The sequence below is a fragment of the Paenibacillus glufosinatiresistens genome (assembly GCF_031470375.1).
GTDB lineage: Bacteria > Bacillota > Bacilli > Paenibacillales > Paenibacillaceae > Paenibacillus_AQ > Paenibacillus_AQ glufosinatiresistens.
In genome coordinates this window covers 555,230-573,478 of sequence record NZ_JAVFHT010000001.1, presented here as the reverse complement: position 1 = coordinate 573,478, position 18,249 = coordinate 555,230, and the positions used below count along the sequence as shown (strand labels likewise).

Below are 18,249 nucleotides of genomic sequence, written 5' to 3'. Positions count from 1 at the left end.
CGCTAGCCGGATGAATGGTTTCAATGTTATTCGGGACGTCCAAGATTGTCTGTGAGAAATAAAGCTTCCCTCTGCCGCGTGCAGCATCACGCCAAAAAGCGGCCGCGCTGCGGCCGCCGGTGTATGAAGGATGAGCTAATTAAAGTAAGGCCAGCCGTTCGAATCCCAGTACAGATCGCTGATAAGCAGCTTCGGCGCACCATTCTCGGCAACGCTGTAAGCGTGCCGAACAATCAGGTTCGTTCCCGAGATGTCCTGGCCGCCCGGTCCTTTCCAGTAGGCGTTCCCGCTGTCGATCACCGTTGCGCCGCCGTCCTTCATTGCTGTTCCGTCTTTGGCGTAAAAGGGCCCCGTTACACTGGCAGAACGTCCGACGGCAATCTGGTAGGTGCTGTTCACCCCCTGGCAGCAGGCCCCGATGGAGACGAACAGATAGTAATAGCCCGTGCTGCTGTTGTAGACAAGACTGGCGCCTTCAATGCCGCCCGATTTCGTCGCAAGCCGGTAGGCGTTGCCTGTGGACTTCATCGTGGATTTGCTGATGGCCGTAACATAGATGCCGTTGCTCCACGAACCGAACACCATCCACAGGTTCCCCTTGGCATCCTGCATAAGATTGGGATCAATGGCATTGTAGCTGGAAGCATCGTTCGAACTGATGACCATCCCCTGATCCTTCCAGACCCCGCCACTAATCGAGTTCGTCGTGACCAGTCCGATTGCGGATACCTTGGAACCAAAGGTGGAGATGGAATAGTACAGGTAGTACGTGCCGTTGGAATAGAAAATATCAGGCGCCCATACGTCGAGATTCGGATGGTTCGGCACATAGGCATCCCACCAGGAAGGTTCGGAAGCGAAGATCGGAAGCGAGCGAACAAAATGGGTGCCATTGGTTGAATAGAGAACCTGCAGACCCGAGCCTGTGCTGAAGACCCAGTGCGTATTGCCCTCCTTGATGTAGGCGGGATCATGCACATTGGTATCTCCGGTCAGAGACCAGGTTGCGGCGGAAGCGGGAAAAGCGGATGAGACCAGCAGGAACATGGCGAGCAGCCAGGCGGCATACTTCGTTCTGCGGACTTTGGACACTAGCAATCACTCTCCTGGGCGAAGTGTGATGGATTCCCTGTCAGCTCCATAACGATTCCTCTCTATGTTACCGCTTACATAATGGTCCGGTAATGCGCTCGTTTCCCTCCTTCCCTGCGCACATTTATTTAGGAATTAATTAAATCATTAATTCCGAATTAAAATTACGTCTTTTGTTCTTCCATGTCAATATCTTTTTTGTTCAGCTTGACTCTATATTATTGATCTTTACTACTCTACTCTCCTTCCAGTTAATCCGTTTTTTATTTTAGTTTATTTAAAAATAAAAAGGCGCCGCCGCTGCAGCGCCTTTCGATAGCGATAACCGGCGGCTCCGGAAGCCGCCGCCTCCTGCCCGCTGCGTTATTTCCGCAGCAGCAGATATACAAAGTAAGGCGCGCCGATCAGCGCCACAACGACTCCGGCGGGTATGCCCCCCGCATCGCCCACATTGTGGCCGATGAGGTCGGCGACCAGCAGCAGCCAGCCGCCGGTCAGCACCGACACGGGCACATAGAGCTGGTGCCGGGGGCCCACAAGCGATCTGGCAATATGCGGCGCCATCAGGCCGACGAAGGAAATCGAGCCGGTAACCGAGACCGCCGCCGAAGCGAGGGCCACCGCCGCCAGCAGAAGCAGAAGCCGTTCCCGCTGCACAGGCACACCCAGACCTACGGTCACCGGCTCTCCGAGAGCCAGCAGGTTGAGCGCATTCGATTTATACAGAATATAGGGGATCAGCAGCACCAGCCAGGGCAGAAGCGCTCCGATGTACGGCCAGTCTGTCCCCCAGATGCTGCCGGCCAGCCAGTTCGCGATAAAATCGAATTTGCGCTGGTCCGTCGATGAGATGATGACAATCATCGTTCCGTTCAAGGCCAGCGAGCAGCCTACTCCGGTCAGAACGAGCCGGATCGGCTGAATGCCCTGTTCCCGGGAGTAGGACAGCAGATAGATGAGCACGGCGGCGGCAAGGCCGCCGGCGAAGCCTACGGCCGGCAGCATATAGGCGAACGAGGCCGCCTCAACCGGCACGAACAGGAAGAAGACAGCCACTGCTACTCCCGCTCCCGCATTGATGCCCACCAGCGCCGGATCGGCCAGATCGTTGCGGGTTACGGCCTGGAGCACCGACCCGGACAGGGCAAGCGCCATCCCGCCCAGCACCGTAACCAGCATCCGGGGAAGCCGAACCGAGAACAGCACAAAGTCATCCTTGAAGCTCCCGTGCCCGAATAAGGTCGGCAGGATGCGGCTGTACGATACCGAGGCGCTTCCTATGCCCATACCGGCCAGCAGCGTCGCGAGGAGAAGCACTCCCAGCCCCGCCAGGAGAAGACGGTATTTGGTTATCCAGCCGGTTGTAGTCATGACAGCAGCTTGTCCCCTTTGCGCACAATGATAAGAAAGAACGGCAGCCCCACCATGGAGACAATCGCCACAAGCGGCGTCTCGAACGGAGCGTTGATCATTCGTCCCAGCGTATCCGCCAGCACCATGAAGGCCGCGCCCGCAATTGCCGACAGCGGAAGTATACGACGGTAATCCGTCCCCGCCGCCGCCCTGACGATATGCGGCACCATGAGTCCGAGGAACGCCATATTGCCGACCAACGCCACCGAGGCGCCGGCCAGAAGCACGACGAGCAGATAGAGAACGAATTTGACCCGTCCGGCATTGACGCCGAGTCCGGTCGCAGCCGTCTCGTTCAGGCTTAAGATCGAGAGCTGGCGGGAGAGCAGCAGCGCTCCCGCGATGCCTGCCGCAATGACCGGCGCAACCGACCGGACCTGCGCCCAGGCGATTCCGATCAGGCCGGAGGCCGTCCACATCGTCACATCCTTGGAGACGTGGAATATTAAGCCGACGCCCTGCGTAACGGCGATCAGCAGCGCGGAGACCGCCGCGCCGGCCAGCACAAGCTGGAGCGGCGACAGCCCCGTGCGGGACAGCTGCCCCAGGCCAAAGACCAGACCGGCCCCCGCGGCCGCTCCGATGAAGGAGGCGCCCGTAAGGCCAAGGTAGGTCATCGAAGGCATCAAAGCCAGCGCCACGGTAATGGCCGCAGTGCCGCCTGAGGTGATCCCGAGCAGGCCGGGATCGGCCAGCGGATTGCGGGTCAGCCCCTGCATAATAGCGCCCGAAACCGACAGGGCAGCGCCTACGAGCAGTCCGGCGGCGATGCGCGGAAGACGGATTTCGCGAATCATGGTGGCATTGTCGCCGGTTCCGCCGCCGGTCAGCGCCATCCAGGCCTCATGCAGACTGGTCGTGCGCGCGCCCAGAACAAGCGACACGGCGAAGGACAGAAGCAGTACGGCAAGCGCCGTCAGCAGCTGGAACAGAAATGAGTGTTGGAGTCGTTTGGTCGTATCCATAAATTCCCCTTGTAAAAAAACGTCATCCATTATGTATGATAATGATTCTCATTATTACGTTAAAACCGGGAATTGTCCACTTTTTTCTTCGTCCGCGGATAGCGCAGCCCTCAACACCATGCCGATAAGCCGGAAGGAGCGCCCGTGAGTGAGCGTCCGTCCGGCTTGAGGTCAAACGAAGGAAGGAGAATCAGGCCCAGTTCCCGGCGCGGAACACCGGCTCCCAGGTGCCGTCCTGCAGCTCGCCGTCGATATCCAGCTCCGCACAGCCGATCATGAAGTCCACATGCGTGAGGCTGACGTTCGCCCCCCGTTCCAGCAGCTCTTCCCGGCTCATTCCGGCGCCCCCTTCCAGATTGACCGGGTAGGAGCTTCCAAGCGCAAAATGGCAGGAAGCATTCTCATCGATCCCTGTATTGTAGAAGACCCGGTTCATCTGCGAGATCGGCGAATTATGCGGCACCAGCGCTACCTCTCCGAGATAGGATGCGCCTTCATCAGTCGCCAGCAGGGAAGTCAAATGCTCCTTGCCGCTGCGGGCCTCATAGGATTCCACCCGCCCGTCCTTGAAGGTCAGGCGGATGCCGTCGACCAGCCGTCCGTTCAGGTTCAGCGGCAGCGTGCTGGATACGGTACCGTTCACGCCCGTACGCTTGGGCATCGAGTAGACTTCCTCGGTCGGCATGTTGGCCACAAAATGCACACCCCGGTCGTTAAATCCGCCCGCCGCCCGCCAGATATGGCCTTCCGGCAGCTCGACCCGCAGATCCGTTCCCGGGGCCCGGTAATGCAGACTCCGGTAGCGCTTGGCATTCAGCTTCCTTTCGCTCTGCCGCAGCCGTTCCAGATGCTTCTCCCATGCCGCCGCCGGATCGGGCGTATCCACCCGGTTCATCCGGAAGATGGCTTCCCACATAGCGGGAATCCGCTCTTCTTCGGGAAGATCCGCGAAGACCTTGTTAGCCCAAGCCGCCGTCGGCGCCTTGATGAGCGCCCAGCTGATCCGGTTGTTGCGGGTATAGGCCTGATAATTCTGGCGAAGCACCGCGGCCGCCTTGACCGAACGGGAGACCTTCTCCGAGTCGATTCCGTCGTACAGATCGGGATTCGGCACCTTGATATGAAGCGCTGCGCCGCCTTCCTCCGCGAACTTCTCCAGCATATCCGCCTGCCACTTCGGATAATAATCGAACGATTCGTCCGGGCCTTTCTCGAACCGGATCCGGCTGGTCTGCTCGTCTTCCCAGTCCACCAGGACATATTTGGCTCCGGCTTCATAAGCGCTTGCCACAATCTTCCGTGTAAGCTCCGCCGTCTCCAAAGGCGCATGCACCATCAGCACCTGACCGGGCTGGACATTCACGCCCACCTTGACGACCAGACGGGCGTAGCGTTCCAGCATCGTATTCCAATCTTTCATTCTTTACTCCTCCTTCTTAGTTGCGGGTACGACCGTCGCCGGAAGATCCAGCTCCAGCACCACCGGGCAGTGATCGCTGCCCATAATCTGACAATCGACGCTTGCTCCGGCAATCGAGGGCGCAAGGCGGCCTGACACCAGAAAATAGTCGATCCGCCAGCCGATGTTCCGCTCTCGCACCTTGGGCATATAGCTCCACCAGGAATAGACACCCTCTGTATCCGGGTTCAAATGCCGGAAGGAATCAATGAAGCCGGACTCCAGCAATCGGGTCATCCGGCCCCGCTCCTCGTCCGTGAAGCCCGAATTGCCGATGTTCGCCTTCGCGTTCTTCAGATCAATCTCCCGGTGGGCGACATTCAGATCGCCGCAGACAATCACCGGTTTGACGGCATCCAGCCGCAGTAGATGTTCAAGAAACCGGTCTTCCCATTCCAGCCGGAACGCAAGCCGGGAGAGGTCGCGTCTGGCATTGGGCGAATAGGCATTGACCAGGTAGAAGGAGTCGAACTCCAGCGTAATCACGCGGCCTTCCGTTTCTTCCATGCCCTCCATGCCATAAGCCGCAGACAGCGGCTCCAATCGTGTGAACACCGCCGTACCCGAATAGCCCTTTTTGTGGGCATAATTCCAGTACTGCCGGTATTCCCCGCCAAGCTCAAGCCGGATTTGGCCCTCCTGAAGCTTCGTCTCCTGCACGCAGAACACATCCGCGCCGGCGGCGGCGAAATAGTCGTTGAATCCCTTGTTCACACAGGCCCTGAGGCCGTTGACGTTCCATGACACCAGCTTCATGTCTTTCGGTTCCCCCTTGTCCTCTAGACATTATTCCCTTTGATGCGGGAGATGTCAATTTGCCTGCCGGAAGAGAAACGCCAAAAGACCGGGGAGCTGTCTCCCCGGTCTTTTGAATCCAGCGGGCAACACCTAGAAGGAACTTCCCCAGACTGCTACGCCTTCTCTGGACACGGCGGTAAAGCTCATTCCGATGCGCTGCGTCCGCTCGTTCCACTGCCGGACGAATACCCCGTCGTATGCGTTGCCGTCAATAGTCAGCCGCGCACCGTGCCCGCCGGTCAGCTCCCAGGTCCCGGAGACGGCACCGGAGATTGCCCCATCTTCGTTCAGCTTTATCGCCTGGGAGGCGACAAGGTCAGCCGTAATGTCCTTGCCGTGGCTTATATACTGGTACGACCCGGCAATTTGCTTCCCTTTATAACGGCCGATCTTCTCTCCGCTGTAACGTTCCGGGGCCGCCACCGGCCAGCCCTCGCTGTTCATGAAGAGCTGGTGCACCCGGACTTCATGCTCTTCTCCCCTGCCGGGGAAGCGGGTGTGGAAGATCAGGAAATACTGTCCTGTCTTCTCGTCGTAATAGGCGGAGTTGCGACCCGGCGATACGTATCCCAGCGTCTCGTCCGGATTCTTCGCGCCTTCCGCGGACCATTCGAAATTCCCCATCAGCTTGACTCCGTAAGGCGCATAGGCGGGATCGTCAAAAAGCTGCCCCGGCGTCCCCTGCGCCTCCGCCATCTTGCGGCCTTCCGCGTCCTCGAACGGTCCGTCCGGATTCTTCGACCGGGCAACGCGGATATTGTACCCGCCGTCGGCAGTCAAGCCGCCATAGGAGAGAAAGAGGTAGTAATAATCCGTCTCCGGGCTGTAGAGCATGTACGGGCCTTCGATCCGGGCGTGATAGCCGCCCAGCAGCTTGGTTCCATAGCCCTGCCCTTCCAGCGGGAGGCCGGTGGCCGGGTCCATTTTCAGGATATAAATCCCGCCGGAGTACGAACCGTAGACCATCCACAGCCCGCCGTCCTTGTCAAAGAACACATCGGGGTCCACCACATTCGGATGCTGGGTGGAATCATAGACCGTGCCGTCATCCGAAATGCCGGTCATTCCGGATTTCAGGATAATGCCCTTGTTCCGGTAAGGGCCCTCGATGGAATCCGCAACGGCGACCCCCATCGCCGACAGCGGGGAATCGCCCCGGCAGGCGTCGTAGTACATGTAGAACTTGCCGTCCGCCAGCTGAATGACATCCGGGGCCCAGAGCGTATCGGACTGCGCCCAGGAGAGCGTCTCCTCCAGTTCGGTGGTGACGTTCGGAATAAGCGCGTTCCCGTCATGCACACCGGATGCAATCGGCTCCCAGTTCATCAGGTCTGTAGTCTTGGCAGCCGTCAGATGCGAGCCGAACACATAATACGTGTCCTTCACCCGGATTACGGACGGGTCATGCACCGACACGTTGGTAAATTCGGGACTAGACGGCGCTTCTCCGCCGCCTTGGTTGCCGGCCGGCCCCGAGCAGGCGCCAAGCAGGAGCAGAACGGCCAGAGCGCCGAACGCAGGTTTCTTCACAAGGGTCCACCTCCATATGTATACCCTTACATTTTGCGCCCGGGATGGCGGGTTCGTCAATACTTTTATTTAGATGTATATGTTTTGTTTCATGTATTACTAAATATAAATTTAGCTCCCTGCTGCTCTCTCCACCAAAAAAAGTGCGGCCTCCAGAGAGACCGCACGCTTAAGAACCTGATTATTCAAAGTAGTTGTCGACCTGCACCGGCTGCTCATACGTTCCCGGCAGCTTGCGATGCTTCTTGAGAACCGCGTCCGGAGGGGTTACGGCCGGAGCCATCGGGTGCAGGAGCCAGGACTTGACATAATGCGTATCCGACACCTTGAACAGTGGCGGCTCCTTCTCATAGTCAATCGCCATGGCATACGTGCTTCGCATGGCGAAGGCGTCGCCCTTGGGCGGCTTGATGAGATCGGGCGGCGTTCCCGGGATGGCCGTCAGCATGGAGCCTTTGCTCTCGAGGCTCGGCATGGAGCCGAGAAGACCCCAGGTATACGGGTGGCGCGGATCGTAGAAGATCTCTTCGACCGTTCCCATCTCGACAATTTGCCCGGCATACATGACAGCTACCCGGTCGGCCATACTTGCCACAACGCCGAGGTCATGTGTGATGAAGATAATCGACGTTCCGATCTTCTTCTGGAGTTCCTTCATCAGATCGAGAATCTGGGCCTGAATGGTAACGTCCAGCGCAGTGGTCGGTTCATCGGCGATCAGCAGCTTCGGGTTGGCCGCCAGCGCCATGGCGATGACGACGCGCTGCCGCATCCCGCCGCTGAATTCATGCGGGTACTGCTGGAACCGCCGCTCCGGTGACGGAATGCCGACCAGCTTAAGCAGCTCAATGCCGCGTTTGACGGCGGCTCCGCGGGACATGTTCTCGTGCTTGTGCAGCACTTCCGTGATCTGCTTGCCGACCTTCATCATCGGATTCAGCGACGTCATCGGGTCCTGAAAGATCATACCGATCTCCTTGCCGCGGATGGACTGCATCTGTTTCTCGCTCTTCGTAATGATCTCCTGTCCGTCGAACAGGATGCTTCCGCCCTTATAACGGCCGGGAGGCGTGGGAATCAGCTTCATCAACGCCTGGGACGTGACGCTCTTGCCCGAGCCCGATTCGCCGACGATCGCCAGCGTCTCCCCTTTATCCACATGAAAGCTGACGCCGCGGATGGCCTGAACCTCGCCGCCGCGCGTATGGAAGGATATGGCTAAATCTTTGACTTCTAGCAGGCGTTCCATTCTTGTCTCCATCTCCGCTCTATCGTAGAAAGTTAATATTGATAATAATTATCAATAGTATAGACAAAAAGCGGGTCCAAATACAAGTCAAGATTGCAGGAAACGCTCCCAGCCGTTCTTAATGGTGTCCATCGCCCACTCCAGATGCTCCCGGCTCTCGTACTTTCTGGAGAAGCATTCTACATAATAAATCAGATCCAGATAGAAATCGTACAGCTTCCGTCGGCGAAGCTCATCCGGGGAATTGCAGAAGCTGCCGTACCCCTCGAAGAATGCCGGCGAATTCTCCAGATAGCGAAAGTAATACTCCATCAGCGGATCGCCCCAGAGCGCCCGCTCCCAGTCAATGAGCGCGGCGATCCGTCCGTCTTTTACAAAAATAATCCCATCCCACAGATCCCAGTGCACCAGCCGTGGCTCCGTGACCGCATCCAGCAGCGGAAGACGTTCCTCTATGGCCCGCCGCACCTCTTCCACCGGCATCGGCAGCGAGCCGCCGAGGCGGTCCGCATCCTCCAGTACCATGCCGATCATCCAGGCGAAGGTCTCCCGCCAGCTTCCTGTCGGTCCCTGCCCTCCGAACAGTCCGAACTGTTCGCCCCCGATTTCGTTGATCGCCCGGTTCAGCCGTCCCGCTTCGCGCTCGATGGCGGCCCGTTCCTCGGCGGTCAAGCTCCCTTTGAGGTCATTGTACGGCGTTCCGTCGATTCTCTCCATGATAAAATAATCCGCCGGCAGCCGCCGCCGGCTGTCGTCGTAGGCCAGCACCCGCGGAACGGGCACCGTGCCCGTCTCCGCCATCAGCCGCAGCGCCGCGACTTCGGCGCGCATAATGTCCCGCTCATAGGTCATGGTGGCGATGCCGTCCATGGGCGAGATTTTTAGAATCAGGGCCGAACCGTCGGTCAGCGCAACCTCATAAGCGGAGTTGAAATACCCGCCGGTCAGCTCCTTCGACTTCAGCAGCAGGCCTTTGTCTCTTCCCAGGCTCGATTCCACCAGCGCGGCTTGCAGATCAAAGCCGATTCTTGATTTCGTATGGCTCTCCATCCTTCTTCTCCTTCATCAATCGTGATAAGCCCGGATACCGACATAGACCGCGCCCAGGGCCGCTATTCCTTCCCGGATGGCTTCAGGCTCCAGATGGCCGTAGCCGAGCAGCAGCGTATTTCGGTCCGCTTCCCCGCAGACGGCAGCATACCGCGTCAGCGCGTAAACGCCGATCCCTTCCTTCCGGCAGGCCGCCTCCAGCGCCTCGGCGTCCGTCCCTTCGGGAAAGCGGACCGCCGTGTGCAGGCCGGAGGCTTCCCCCTGCGCCCGGACGTTGTCCCCGAACGCCGTCTCCAGCGCGGTGAGCAGAGTCTGTCTCTTAGTTCCGTAAATGCGGCGCATCCGGCGAACATGGCGGTCTAGCAGGCGTTCGCGCAGGAACAGCGCCAGCGCAGCCTGCTCCAACAGGGGGCTCTGCACGTCGAGGAAAGTCCGCCGGTGAAGCCACCGGCTCTTGAGAGAAGGAGGAAGCAGCGCAAAGCCGATTCGCAGGGCAGGGAACATGGTTTTGCTGAAAGTGCCGACATAGACGACCCGGGAGGGGTCCATTTCATACAGCGGGCTTACAGGCGCGCCCCGGTAGCGAAATTCGCTGTCATAGTCATCTTCGATTACATAATAGCTGCCTTCGGCCGCCATTCTTACCAGGGATGCCCTTCGGCTTGCCGGCAGAATTCCTCCGAGCGGGAACTGGTGGGACGGGGTTACATAGACCGCCGAGAGCGGCTTGCCCTCCAGAGTATCAACCCGCGCGCCCCGGTCATCCACCGGCATCCAGTGCACCGGCCGCCCGCCGAGCTGCATGATGGTGCGGATGCCCGGATGGGAGGGATCTTCGAGGGCGAAGGGACATCCTTCCTTATGCAGAATCCCGGCCAGCAGGTAGAGTGCCTGGGTTGAACCCGAAGTAATACAGATGTCCGCCGGGTCGGCCTCTATGCCCCGGCTGCGCAGCAGCCAGCCGGCGATTTCCGTCCGCAGCGGACCGTAGCCCTGCGGGTCTCCGTAGCCGAACCCGGCCGGGCTCAGCGTCCCCTGGGCCTCGCGCAGCGCCCGGGTCCAGGATTTCCACGGGAACCGGGTCAAATCCGGCTGTCCGGTCTTGAAATCCCATTTCAGCGGCGCCGCTGCCTCCGCTGCGCAGTCCGGAAGGCCGTCCGCCGGCTTCGATTGCGCCTCTTCTTCCGTCTCTTCTCGGCCCGGCTCCGTCCGAAGACCTTCCGCCACCCGGGTCGGAGCGCCCTGGGAGGTTACCGCATACCCTTCGGCAACCAGCCGTTCGTACGCCTCGGTGACCGTATTCCGCGACACGCCGAGACTCCGGGCCAGCTCCCGGGTCGAGGGCAGCGCTTCTCCGGCTTGAATGCGGCCCGAGAGCATCCGGTTCCGGAAGGACCGAAAGATCTGCACGGACAGGCCGGTCTCCGATTGAGGCTTCAGCTCAATGTCCCACACCGGCGTCTCTCCTTCCTTTAATCATGCTTTTCATGACTGCTCCAACTGGTCCGGTCAATAACCGCTTCAACTGGCGCTTCAAGCATACCAGCAGGGTTGCTATAATACTACTAACGAATCGTTAATGGTACGGAAGGGCCCTCCGGGAAGGACACTTCACTATGAATAAGAACAACGGCAGACCGGTTCTGGCGCTCGCCTTCATTCTGGCCGGCACCTCGCCCGTCGCAGGCCGGCTGCTTGCCGGCGAGCTCGAACCCTTCACTCTTGCCGCCGCCGGCCTCGGGCTGCTTCTGGCCGCAGCGCTGCCTCTGCGGGCAGGGGCCTTCCTGCACACGGCCCGCCGTCTTCGCGCCGCCGACTGGCGCATGCTTGTCATGCAGGCGCTGCTCGGCATCGTTCTCTTCCGGGCGCTGCTGTTCCTGGGCCTGCAATCTACCGGCGCCGCCGAGGCAGGGATTCTTACCGGCGCCGCCCCGGCGATAACCGCGCTGCTGGCCTGGCTCTTCCTGCGCGAGCAGCTCACCGCCCGGCGAATCGTCGGCATCGCTGCGGCGGCGGCCGGCATTGCGCTGCTGCAGGGAGCGGGCTTGCAGCCCGGCGGAATCTCTCTTCAGCATCTCGCGGGAAATGCCTTCGTACTGGCCGCGGCTGCGAGCGAGGCTACCTTCAACATCCTCGCCCGCAAATACGGCGCGGGTTCCCTGGAGGGACTTCGTCCGGGCATACAGGCGCTGCTCGTCGCCGCGATGGCCTTCCTTCTCTGCCTCCTGCCCGCTTCCCTGGAGCACCCGGTCCGCTCCTTGCAGGTTCTGGGAGCGGAGGAATGGGCGGCTCTCGCCTGGTACGGGTGGATCGTGACCTGGCTCTCCTTCACGCTCTTCTATGCAGGCGTCCGCCGCTGCGACGCCTACACGGTAGCGGCCTTCTCCGGCCTTCTGCCGCTGACGTCGATGATTCTGTCCGCCCTGCTGCTCGGGGAGCGGGTCAATGTCTATCAATGGACCGGCGGAGCCGTGGTGATGGCCGGCATAGGGATGCTCGGCGCTCTCCCCGGAACGCGGCAGAGCCGGCCCCGGTGATCCCGGAGCCGGCTCTGCTTCCTTCCTGCCGCAACTTCTTCCGCGTGCTGCCGTCAGCCCCGGAGTTGGCCTTCATTCCCGGCGTAACCCTTCAGCCAGGCCATGCTGTCGCGAACGCTCTCCAGCGGCGAACGGCTGCAGAAGTCTTGTTCTACAACGGCCCACTCCACACCGTGCGTCTCGGCGGCCGACAGAATGGACGGCAGATCCACTTCGCCTTCACCGAGAACGACGGTCTCCGCAGTTCCGTCCGGATTCTTCTTCATATCCTTCAGGTGGATGATCGGCAGCCGGCCGGCGTAAGCCGCCATGTAGGCCACCGGATCGTATCCCGCATGATGCACCCAGCAGGTATCCATTTCGACCTGAAGCACATCGGCCGGCACTCCGGCATAGATGGCATCGAAGGCCGTCTGTTCTTCGTACCGTTCCAGCAGCTCGAAATCGTGATTATGATAGAGCAGCTGAGAGCCCTGCGCCTTGACCCGTTCGCCGATGATCTTCAGATTCGCGATGACGGCCGCCCAATCGCGCTCTTCCTCCGACAGAAAGGGGATGATCAGGCGGCGGTTGCCGATGGCCTGATTATAGGCGATTTCGGCTTCCGTGTCGTTCAGCAGCGCCTGATAGGGACGATGGGCGCCTACGGCCACAAGCCCCGTCTCGTCCAGCAGCGCCTTGACTTCCCCGGCGCTCCGTCCAAAATAGTTGAAGAATTCCACCCCGGCATATCCCATAGCCGCCACTTGGCGGAGGGTCCCTTCAAAATCCTCTTCAAGCTGCTCCCGCAGCGTATACAGCTGCAATCCAATCTTCAGCACCCGCGCTACACTCCTTCACCTGAACAATATACATGCCGAATGACGGAGCAACTGATCCGTCTTCCTTCCCATAGTAATATGAAAGCGGTTATAATAGAATGAAGAATCTGATTTCAACCTGAACAATCTGCTCCTATTTCATTCACTCAAGGAGGCGCTACCGGATCATGCCGGCTTGTACCGTTCTGTCGGCGGGCTTCTCGCTGCACCGCAAGAAATTCCAGTATTCCGTTCCCGAAGGATTGCCTTATTATCTCTTCCGGCTTCAGACCGAAGGAACCAGTTCTACCCTGATCGGAGGCTCCTCTGCTCCCATGTATGCAGGGGATCTGCTCGTCATCTGTCCCGGAGAGCCTTATCAGCTGATTATCGAGCATTCGCAGCGCAAGCCGGGGCTTACAGCCAGCGGGGACTTCTTCATCTTCGCGGAAGGACCGTGGCTCGATGCGTGGCGGGACAGGGCGAGCCGCCCTTCTCTTCAGTCTGTTCCGGCCGACGGAGCCATTGCCGGACTGTTCCGCACCCTCGTGCAGGAGCAGCGGCGGCACTCCGCCTATTCAGCCGACATCTCGGCTTCCTATCTGCAGATTCTGTGCATGGAGATTGACCGGATTTCGGAGGAAGCGCCGCCGGCCCATTCTTCGGAAGCCGCAGCAAGGGGAATGAAGCAGTATATCGAAGAGCATGCTGCTGGCGTCGTGCGCCTGGAGGAAGTGGCCGCCCATACCGGTCTGTCGGTCTCGCGCGCCGTCCGGCTCTTCAAGGAGGCTTACGGTCTAACCATTATTCAGTATGCGAATGAGGTACGGCTGGAAATGGCGAAGGAGCGGATGATGTACAGCCCGATGCCGCTGGAGCAGGTGGCGGAGACCTGCGGATTCGCAAATTATACCTACTTCTTCCGGCTCTTCCGCCGCCGATACGGCGTATCTCCGGCCCGTTACCGGGAATCCGTCCGTTAGACGCAAAAGAAAATCCGGGCAGCAAAAAGGAGCGTCATCATAAGTGATCCGCTCCTTCCGCATGGCTTTGTTCAGTTGTGCCCGCTTATCCGGCTTCACCCGGACATGCTGGGAAATATCGGCGTAATCCCCGTTCGTTCTCCGGTTCATCACCGGACTCCATCCGCCCTGCCGCTGCGCTTGCAGCAGCGCCTTGCGGCTCTTCGTTCTTGCCATTTCTTCTCTCACTCTCCTATGGGTCCCGCTTCAGCTTACACCTGTCAGTGTACCGGAGCGTCTCCGTCCCCGTCAAGGCTGCGAACCTTGATGGCTGCAAGCGTCAGCAATCTGACTTCAGGCCGTCCGGCCAATCGCCGTTCGGTATAGACATAATCCACCGTCTCCCCTTCTTCCAGTGAGGCTGCCGCGGCCTTCAATTCATCGCTGAACTGAAAAGAGGTCGCTTCGCCGTAGACGTCGATCTCGACGGTGTGGCCGTCGGCGAGCCCGTTATAAATGCCGGACCCGTGCTTCAGCGGTAGCGGCGCTTGCAGCTTCGCGGCGGCAACCTTGCCGGCCGGAGCGGTGCCCGGGGAAGCGGCGCTGGCTCCGGATACAATTGGTACCGTCAGCAGGAGAGCAGCAGTAAGTACAGCAATATAAGAGGATTTCGTTCGGTTCTTCATCGAGCATCACTCCCTCGTGGTTGTACTCCTTTTATAACCGAATTGCCCGGTCATTAATCCGTATACCCGAAGCGCGCAGCGAAGATCTCAGCCCACTTGCCGCCCGGTTCGGGCGGATCGGCAGTCATGCCGCTCGCAGGTCTTGAAGCGTCCCTTGAAGTCCAGCCGGTGATCAGTCACCAGAAAGCCGTACTCCCGTTCCAGACGCGCTTCCAGCTCTGCCAGCCAGTCTTCCTTGATCTCCGTCAGCTCTCCGCAATCCTCGCAGATCAGGTGGTGGTGCATATGTCCCTGCCCTCCCCCGCGCAGATCGTAGCGGGCAGGGCCGTCCCCGAAATTCATTTTCTCGACAATATGCAGTTCGGACAAAAGATCCAGCGTCCGGTAAATCGTGGCCATGCCCAGATTGGGATGGTCGGGCTTCATCTTCAGATAGATATCCTCCACCGTAAGATGCTCCGTCTCATTCTCCAGCAGAACCCGAACAATGGCTTCGCGCTGGGAAGTCAGCTTATATTGTCTGGCGGCGAACTGGGCCGCAATATCACTCATGGTCATCAAGGATCGCACCATCCTCTCCGGGCCGCTTAAGCCGCCGATTCTTAATTATAATAATTATCATATAGTAATAATATCAAATATTTGGGCTCTTGAAAAGGAGGAGGCGTTCCCGCCTGCAACCTTTATTCCTCCTGAATCGTTTATACGGACATCAGATTCCTCAACCGTCTGAATGAAAGGGGTTAATAGGATGAAAAAGAAAGCAGGCTCGATAACCTTCGCTTCGCTTGCGCTCACCGCTCTCCTGAGCCTTTCCGTGGCCGGGTCCCTGTACGCGGCTGCCGCCCCGTTCGGAGATCTGGGAACAACCGAAGGCAGCGACAAAATCCAATCGCTGCATTCGAAAGGGATCATTCAGGGCATGAACGCCCAAAGCTTCGCGCCAAAGGCTCCGCTCACCGCCGCACAAGGCATACAACTGATCGCCGGGGGCTTCCAGTTCAGTCTCGACGCCATCCGGTTCATCCAGGAGCCGAAGGCCGCGCAGGTCTTCACGAAAGTACTGGACGGCCAATGGTATACGGAGGCGTTCCTCGGCGTCTATCATAACGGCGTCCCCGTGCCCGAAGACATCGATCCCGCGTCCAGGCTGACGCGGGAGCAGTTCACCTTCCTGCTCGTCCGGGGAATGGAACAGGCGGGGTCTCTGCCTCTTATCAACGTGAAGCCTTCCGGCATTGCCGATGAGAGCAGCCTGACGCCCGAGTATCAGGGCGCCGTAGTCCGTTCGCTGAAATACGGCATTACGCAGCTCGACAGCAGCGGCCGGTTCGACCCGAAGCGGGAGATCAGCCGCGGCGAAGCGGCGGTTATGCTCTATGATGCCCTGGACTATCTCCGCCAGCATCCCGCTCCCGCCGCAGCCGACAACTCCTGAATCTTTCTATCTTGCCTCTTCGGCTTCCGGCGTGATATAGTCGAGAGGCATTTTATCCCAAAATCAAATAGACCCGTTCTTCACTAGGGGAGTCCGCGTGGACTGAGACGGCGAGAGCCGGACCCTTGGAACCTGATCTGGATCATACCAGCGTAGGGAAGTGATACGAGGATTCGATGAAATTGAAAGCGCGCGTTTCTTCGCCGTTCTCTTCATGAACCCGTCCACTTCCCTGTGAAGCGGACGGGTTTTTTGTTGGGTCTGAAAGGAGGAAATTCGATGAATCCGGATCCGGAGCTCAGAACCCCGCCTCCCGGACAACGCGAGAGGCCGCCGCTAAGCAAGACGTTCATCCCCCCGCTTCTGGCGGTTGCGGCGGGACTTGCCGTCTGGGAAGCCGGAGTTCGGGCGGCGGGAACCCCAGCCTACATCCTGCCGCCTCCGACCGCCGTTCTTCGCGCACTGGCCCAGGAAGCCGGGCCGCTGTTCATGGTCCATCTGCCCGCTACGCTCGGCGAAGCGGCGGTTGGCCTTCTCCTGGCTCTGGTCGCCGGAATGGCGCTTGGACTCGGAATGGCGCTTAGTCCCGCGCTGGAGAAGGCGCTGTATCCGCTGCTCGTCTTCAGCCAGACGATTCCGCTTGTCGCTCTGTCGCCTCTGTTCATTCTCTGGTTCGGCTATTCGCTGTGGAGCAAAGCCTTTGTGGTGCTGCTGACGGCGTTCTATCCGATCATGGCAGGGCTGCATGACGGAATCCGCCGGGCAGGAAGCGAATATCGCGGGCTGATGCTGGCGATGGGGGCGAGGCGGCGCCAGGTTCTGATCAAGGCGGAGATTCCGGCCGCCCTTCCTGCTTTCTTCGGCGGTCTTCGGCTGGCCGCCGTCTACAGCGTAATCGGAGCTACAATCGGGGAATGGCTGGGCGGAAGCCGGGGACTCGGCTTCTACTGCCGGCGTATGGCTTCCGGCCTCCGAAGCGCCGATATGTTCGCCGCCGTCGTGCTGCTTGCCGCTCTGGGCCTCTCGCTGCTGCTGACTGTCCGGCTGGCGGAAGCTGTCATCTGCCGGAGAAGCAGCCTTGGGCGGATAGAAGATTACAAGGAGATGAGAGGATGAATTCAAGATTGAGGAGTTCGGGAGGCGGCCCGCTGCTCCTAGCCGTGGTGCTTGGCCTCCTGCTGGCCGCAGCAGGCTGTGGCCGGATGACGGGTGCAGCGGTTCAAGGCGCAGCGGTTCAGGGCGATCCGGCAAGCGCCCAGAACGCGGCGGATGCCGCCCGGCCGGGATCGGCGGACGAGAGCAGGTCCCGGCCCGACCAGCTGACCGTCATGCTGGACTGGTATCCGAACGCGGTGCATTCGTTTCTTTATGCGGCGGAGGAGAACGGTTATTTTGCCGACAGGAATCTGAAAGTCAAACTGCGGATGCCCGCTGAAACCAACGATGCCTTGAGACTGGCCGCCGCCGGCCAAGTCGATCTCGCTCTGACCTATCAGCCGCAGGTTCTGATGGCGCGGGGGGCGTCCGTTCCCGTCAAAGCGGTATCCGCCGTTGTCCGCCATCCGCTGAACCGGCTGCTGATCCGGGCAGATGAAGAAGGAATCACACGGCCCCGAGAGCTTCCTGGCCGGACGATCGGGTATTCCTCTATTCCGCTCTATGACGCCATGCTCCGTACCATGGTCGAAGCGGACGGCGGCGACTCTTCCCGGCTGAACCTGGTCGATGTCGGCTATGACCTGATTCCCGCTCTCGCCACCGGACGGACCGATGCCGTAATCGGCGGATTTGTCAACCACGAAGAGCTGCTGCTGGACAAGCAGCATTGTCCCGTTCTCTCGCTGAATCCGGCGGATTTCGGCGTACCCGATTATGCCGAGCTGGTCTTCGCCGCCAGCGAGCAGACCCTGGCCGAACGCGGCGAAGTGATCCGGCGGTTTCTCGCCGCCGCTGCGGAAGGACAGGCCTATGTCAAAGGCCATCCGCAGGAAGCGCTGGCGATTCTGCTGAAGCATGAGGAGACCGCCGCTCCGCTTGATCCGGAGATTGAGCGGGCCAGCCTTGCCCTGCTGCTGCCGCTGATGGATTTCGGAGACGAGCCCTACGGCTACCTCGGCCCGGAATCCTGGGACCCGATCGGGAGCTGGCTTAAAGACCGGAAGCTGCTGCCCGGAAATATCGACCCGAAGGAGGCCGGTTCCGACAATCGCCTGATTGCTCCGTGAGCCTGCCCTTCTCTGTACCCTCTCGCTTCTCGCTCTGCGGCAGAA

The 18,249-nt window shown here is 59.8% G+C and carries 17 protein-coding genes and 1 riboswitch; of the genes, 5 read left to right on the top strand and 12 right to left on the bottom strand.

The window, feature by feature from the left end:
• Nucleotides 1–135 precede the first annotated feature (135 nt).
• The 9 genes from RBI05_RS02615 to pdxR all read right to left on the bottom strand — a co-directional run bounded on the left by RBI05_RS02615 (nt 136) and on the right by pdxR (nt 11,011).
• Complete coding sequence (locus RBI05_RS02615) at nt 136–1,047, bottom strand: glycoside hydrolase family 43 protein (RefSeq protein WP_310550077.1); 912 nt, start codon at nt 1,045–1,047, stop codon at nt 136–138.
• Between the two features lie 408 nt (nt 1,048–1,455).
• Complete coding sequence (locus RBI05_RS02610) at nt 1,456–2,463, bottom strand: FecCD family ABC transporter permease (RefSeq protein ID WP_150458466.1); 1,008 nt, start codon at nt 2,461–2,463, stop codon at nt 1,456–1,458.
• Nucleotides 2,460–3,470 (bottom strand): FecCD family ABC transporter permease, encoded by a 1,011-nt coding sequence (locus RBI05_RS02605; protein WP_310550021.1) that lies wholly within the window; start codon nt 3,468–3,470, stop codon nt 2,460–2,462. The genes RBI05_RS02610 and RBI05_RS02605 overlap by 4 nt, the downstream gene beginning before the upstream one ends.
• A gap of 190 nt (nt 3,471–3,660) precedes the next feature.
• Nucleotides 3,661–4,890, bottom strand: a complete 1,230-nt coding sequence (locus RBI05_RS02600; RefSeq protein WP_310550020.1) for an aminopeptidase — start codon at nt 4,888–4,890, stop codon at nt 3,661–3,663.
• Between the two features lie 3 nt (nt 4,891–4,893).
• Complete coding sequence (locus tag RBI05_RS02595) at nt 4,894–5,685, bottom strand: exodeoxyribonuclease III (RefSeq protein WP_310550019.1); 792 nt, start codon at nt 5,683–5,685, stop codon at nt 4,894–4,896.
• A 132-nt stretch (nt 5,686–5,817) separates the two neighbouring features.
• On the bottom strand, nt 5,818–7,257 hold the full coding sequence (locus RBI05_RS02590) for a glycoside hydrolase family 43 protein (RefSeq protein WP_408638276.1): 1,440 nt from the start codon (nt 7,255–7,257) through the stop codon (nt 5,818–5,820).
• 181 nt (nt 7,258–7,438) lie between these two features.
• Nucleotides 7,439–8,506: an ABC transporter ATP-binding protein gene (locus tag RBI05_RS02585; protein ID WP_150458462.1), complete on the bottom strand. Its 1,068-nt coding sequence runs from the start codon at nt 8,504–8,506 to the stop codon at nt 7,439–7,441.
• 87 nt (nt 8,507–8,593) lie between these two features.
• Nucleotides 8,594–9,556, bottom strand: a complete 963-nt coding sequence (locus tag RBI05_RS02580) for a phosphotransferase family protein (RefSeq protein ID WP_310550018.1) — start codon at nt 9,554–9,556, stop codon at nt 8,594–8,596.
• Nucleotides 9,557–9,571: 15 nt separating this feature from the next.
• Nucleotides 9,572–11,011 (bottom strand): MocR-like pyridoxine biosynthesis transcription factor PdxR, encoded by a 1,440-nt coding sequence (gene pdxR, locus RBI05_RS02575; RefSeq protein WP_310550017.1) that lies wholly within the window; start codon nt 11,009–11,011, stop codon nt 9,572–9,574.
• A 161-nt stretch (nt 11,012–11,172) separates the two neighbouring features.
• On the opposite strand from pdxR, the gene RBI05_RS02570 reads away from it, so the two are divergent.
• The gene (locus RBI05_RS02570) at nt 11,173–12,093 is read left to right on the top strand and encodes a DMT family transporter (protein WP_310550016.1); all 921 of its coding nucleotides are present in this window, start codon (nt 11,173–11,175) and stop codon (nt 12,091–12,093) included.
• Nucleotides 12,094–12,146: 53 nt separating this feature from the next.
• Here RBI05_RS02570 and RBI05_RS02565 read toward each other — a convergent pair whose 3' ends face one another.
• Entirely contained in the window at nt 12,147–12,914 is a 768-nt protein-coding gene (locus RBI05_RS02565) for a sugar phosphate isomerase/epimerase family protein (RefSeq protein WP_310550015.1), read from the bottom strand.
• 167 nt (nt 12,915–13,081) lie between these two features.
• Here RBI05_RS02565 and RBI05_RS02560 point away from each other — a divergent pair, with 167 nt between their 5' ends.
• Entirely contained in the window at nt 13,082–13,876 is a 795-nt protein-coding gene (locus tag RBI05_RS02560; RefSeq protein WP_310550014.1) for a helix-turn-helix domain-containing protein, read from the top strand.
• A gap of 260 nt (nt 13,877–14,136) precedes the next feature.
• Here RBI05_RS02560 and RBI05_RS02555 read toward each other — a convergent pair whose 3' ends face one another.
• Nucleotides 14,137–14,541: a hypothetical protein gene (locus tag RBI05_RS02555; protein WP_150458456.1), complete on the bottom strand. Its 405-nt coding sequence runs from the start codon at nt 14,539–14,541 to the stop codon at nt 14,137–14,139.
• Between the two features lie 87 nt (nt 14,542–14,628).
• The gene (locus RBI05_RS02550; RefSeq protein WP_310550075.1) at nt 14,629–15,099 is read right to left on the bottom strand and encodes a Fur family transcriptional regulator; all 471 of its coding nucleotides are present in this window, start codon (nt 15,097–15,099) and stop codon (nt 14,629–14,631) included.
• A 193-nt stretch (nt 15,100–15,292) separates the two neighbouring features.
• On the opposite strand from RBI05_RS02550, the gene RBI05_RS02545 reads away from it, so the two are divergent.
• From RBI05_RS02545 to RBI05_RS02535, 3 genes are all read left to right on the top strand, one after another.
• Complete coding sequence (locus RBI05_RS02545) at nt 15,293–15,979, top strand: S-layer homology domain-containing protein (RefSeq protein ID WP_310550013.1); 687 nt, start codon at nt 15,293–15,295, stop codon at nt 15,977–15,979.
• Nucleotides 15,980–16,054: 75 nt separating this feature from the next.
• Nucleotides 16,055–16,155: riboswitch (TPP riboswitch) on the top strand.
• Between the two features lie 103 nt (nt 16,156–16,258).
• Nucleotides 16,259–17,095, top strand: coding sequence for an ABC transporter permease (locus RBI05_RS02540; protein ID WP_310550012.1), 837 nt, complete (start codon nt 16,259–16,261; stop codon nt 17,093–17,095).
• Entirely contained in the window at nt 17,092–18,204 is a 1,113-nt protein-coding gene (locus tag RBI05_RS02535; protein ID WP_310550011.1) for an ABC transporter substrate-binding protein, read from the top strand. The genes RBI05_RS02540 and RBI05_RS02535 overlap by 4 nt, the downstream gene beginning before the upstream one ends.
• The last annotated feature ends 45 nt before the right edge of the window (nt 18,205–18,249 follow it).

What these genes read in the sequence shown, in the direction of transcription:
- RBI05_RS02545 (WP_310550013.1), top strand. Translation starts at nt 15,293, where the DNA reads ATGAAAAAGAAAGCAGGCTCGATAACCTTCGCTTCGCTTGCGCTCACC.
- RBI05_RS02605 (WP_310550021.1), bottom strand. Translation starts at nt 3,470, where the DNA reads ATGGATACGACCAAACGACTCCAACACTCATTTCTGTTCCAGCTGCTG.
- RBI05_RS02570 (WP_310550016.1), top strand. Translation starts at nt 11,173, where the DNA reads ATGAATAAGAACAACGGCAGACCGGTTCTGGCGCTCGCCTTCATTCTG.
- RBI05_RS02585 (WP_150458462.1), bottom strand. Translation starts at nt 8,506, where the DNA reads ATGGAACGCCTGCTAGAAGTCAAAGATTTAGCCATATCCTTCCATACG.
- RBI05_RS02615 (WP_310550077.1), bottom strand. Translation starts at nt 1,047, where the DNA reads ATGTTCCTGCTGGTCTCATCCGCTTTTCCCGCTTCCGCCGCAACCTGG.
- RBI05_RS02555 (WP_150458456.1), bottom strand. Translation starts at nt 14,541, where the DNA reads ATGAAGAACCGAACGAAATCCTCTTATATTGCTGTACTTACTGCTGCT.
- RBI05_RS02535 (WP_310550011.1), top strand. Translation starts at nt 17,092, where the DNA reads ATGAATTCAAGATTGAGGAGTTCGGGAGGCGGCCCGCTGCTCCTAGCC.
- RBI05_RS02610 (WP_150458466.1), bottom strand. Translation starts at nt 2,463, where the DNA reads ATGACTACAACCGGCTGGATAACCAAATACCGTCTTCTCCTGGCGGGG.
- RBI05_RS02560 (WP_310550014.1), top strand. Translation starts at nt 13,082, where the DNA reads ATGCCGGCTTGTACCGTTCTGTCGGCGGGCTTCTCGCTGCACCGCAAG.
- RBI05_RS02600 (WP_310550020.1), bottom strand. Translation starts at nt 4,890, where the DNA reads ATGAAAGATTGGAATACGATGCTGGAACGCTACGCCCGTCTGGTCGTC.
- RBI05_RS02540 (WP_310550012.1), top strand. Translation starts at nt 16,259, where the DNA reads ATGAATCCGGATCCGGAGCTCAGAACCCCGCCTCCCGGACAACGCGAG.
- RBI05_RS02580 (WP_310550018.1), bottom strand. Translation starts at nt 9,556, where the DNA reads ATGGAGAGCCATACGAAATCAAGAATCGGCTTTGATCTGCAAGCCGCG.
- RBI05_RS02550 (WP_310550075.1), bottom strand. Translation starts at nt 15,099, where the DNA reads ATGACCATGAGTGATATTGCGGCCCAGTTCGCCGCCAGACAATATAAG.
- RBI05_RS02595 (WP_310550019.1), bottom strand. Translation starts at nt 5,685, where the DNA reads ATGAAGCTGGTGTCATGGAACGTCAACGGCCTCAGGGCCTGTGTGAAC.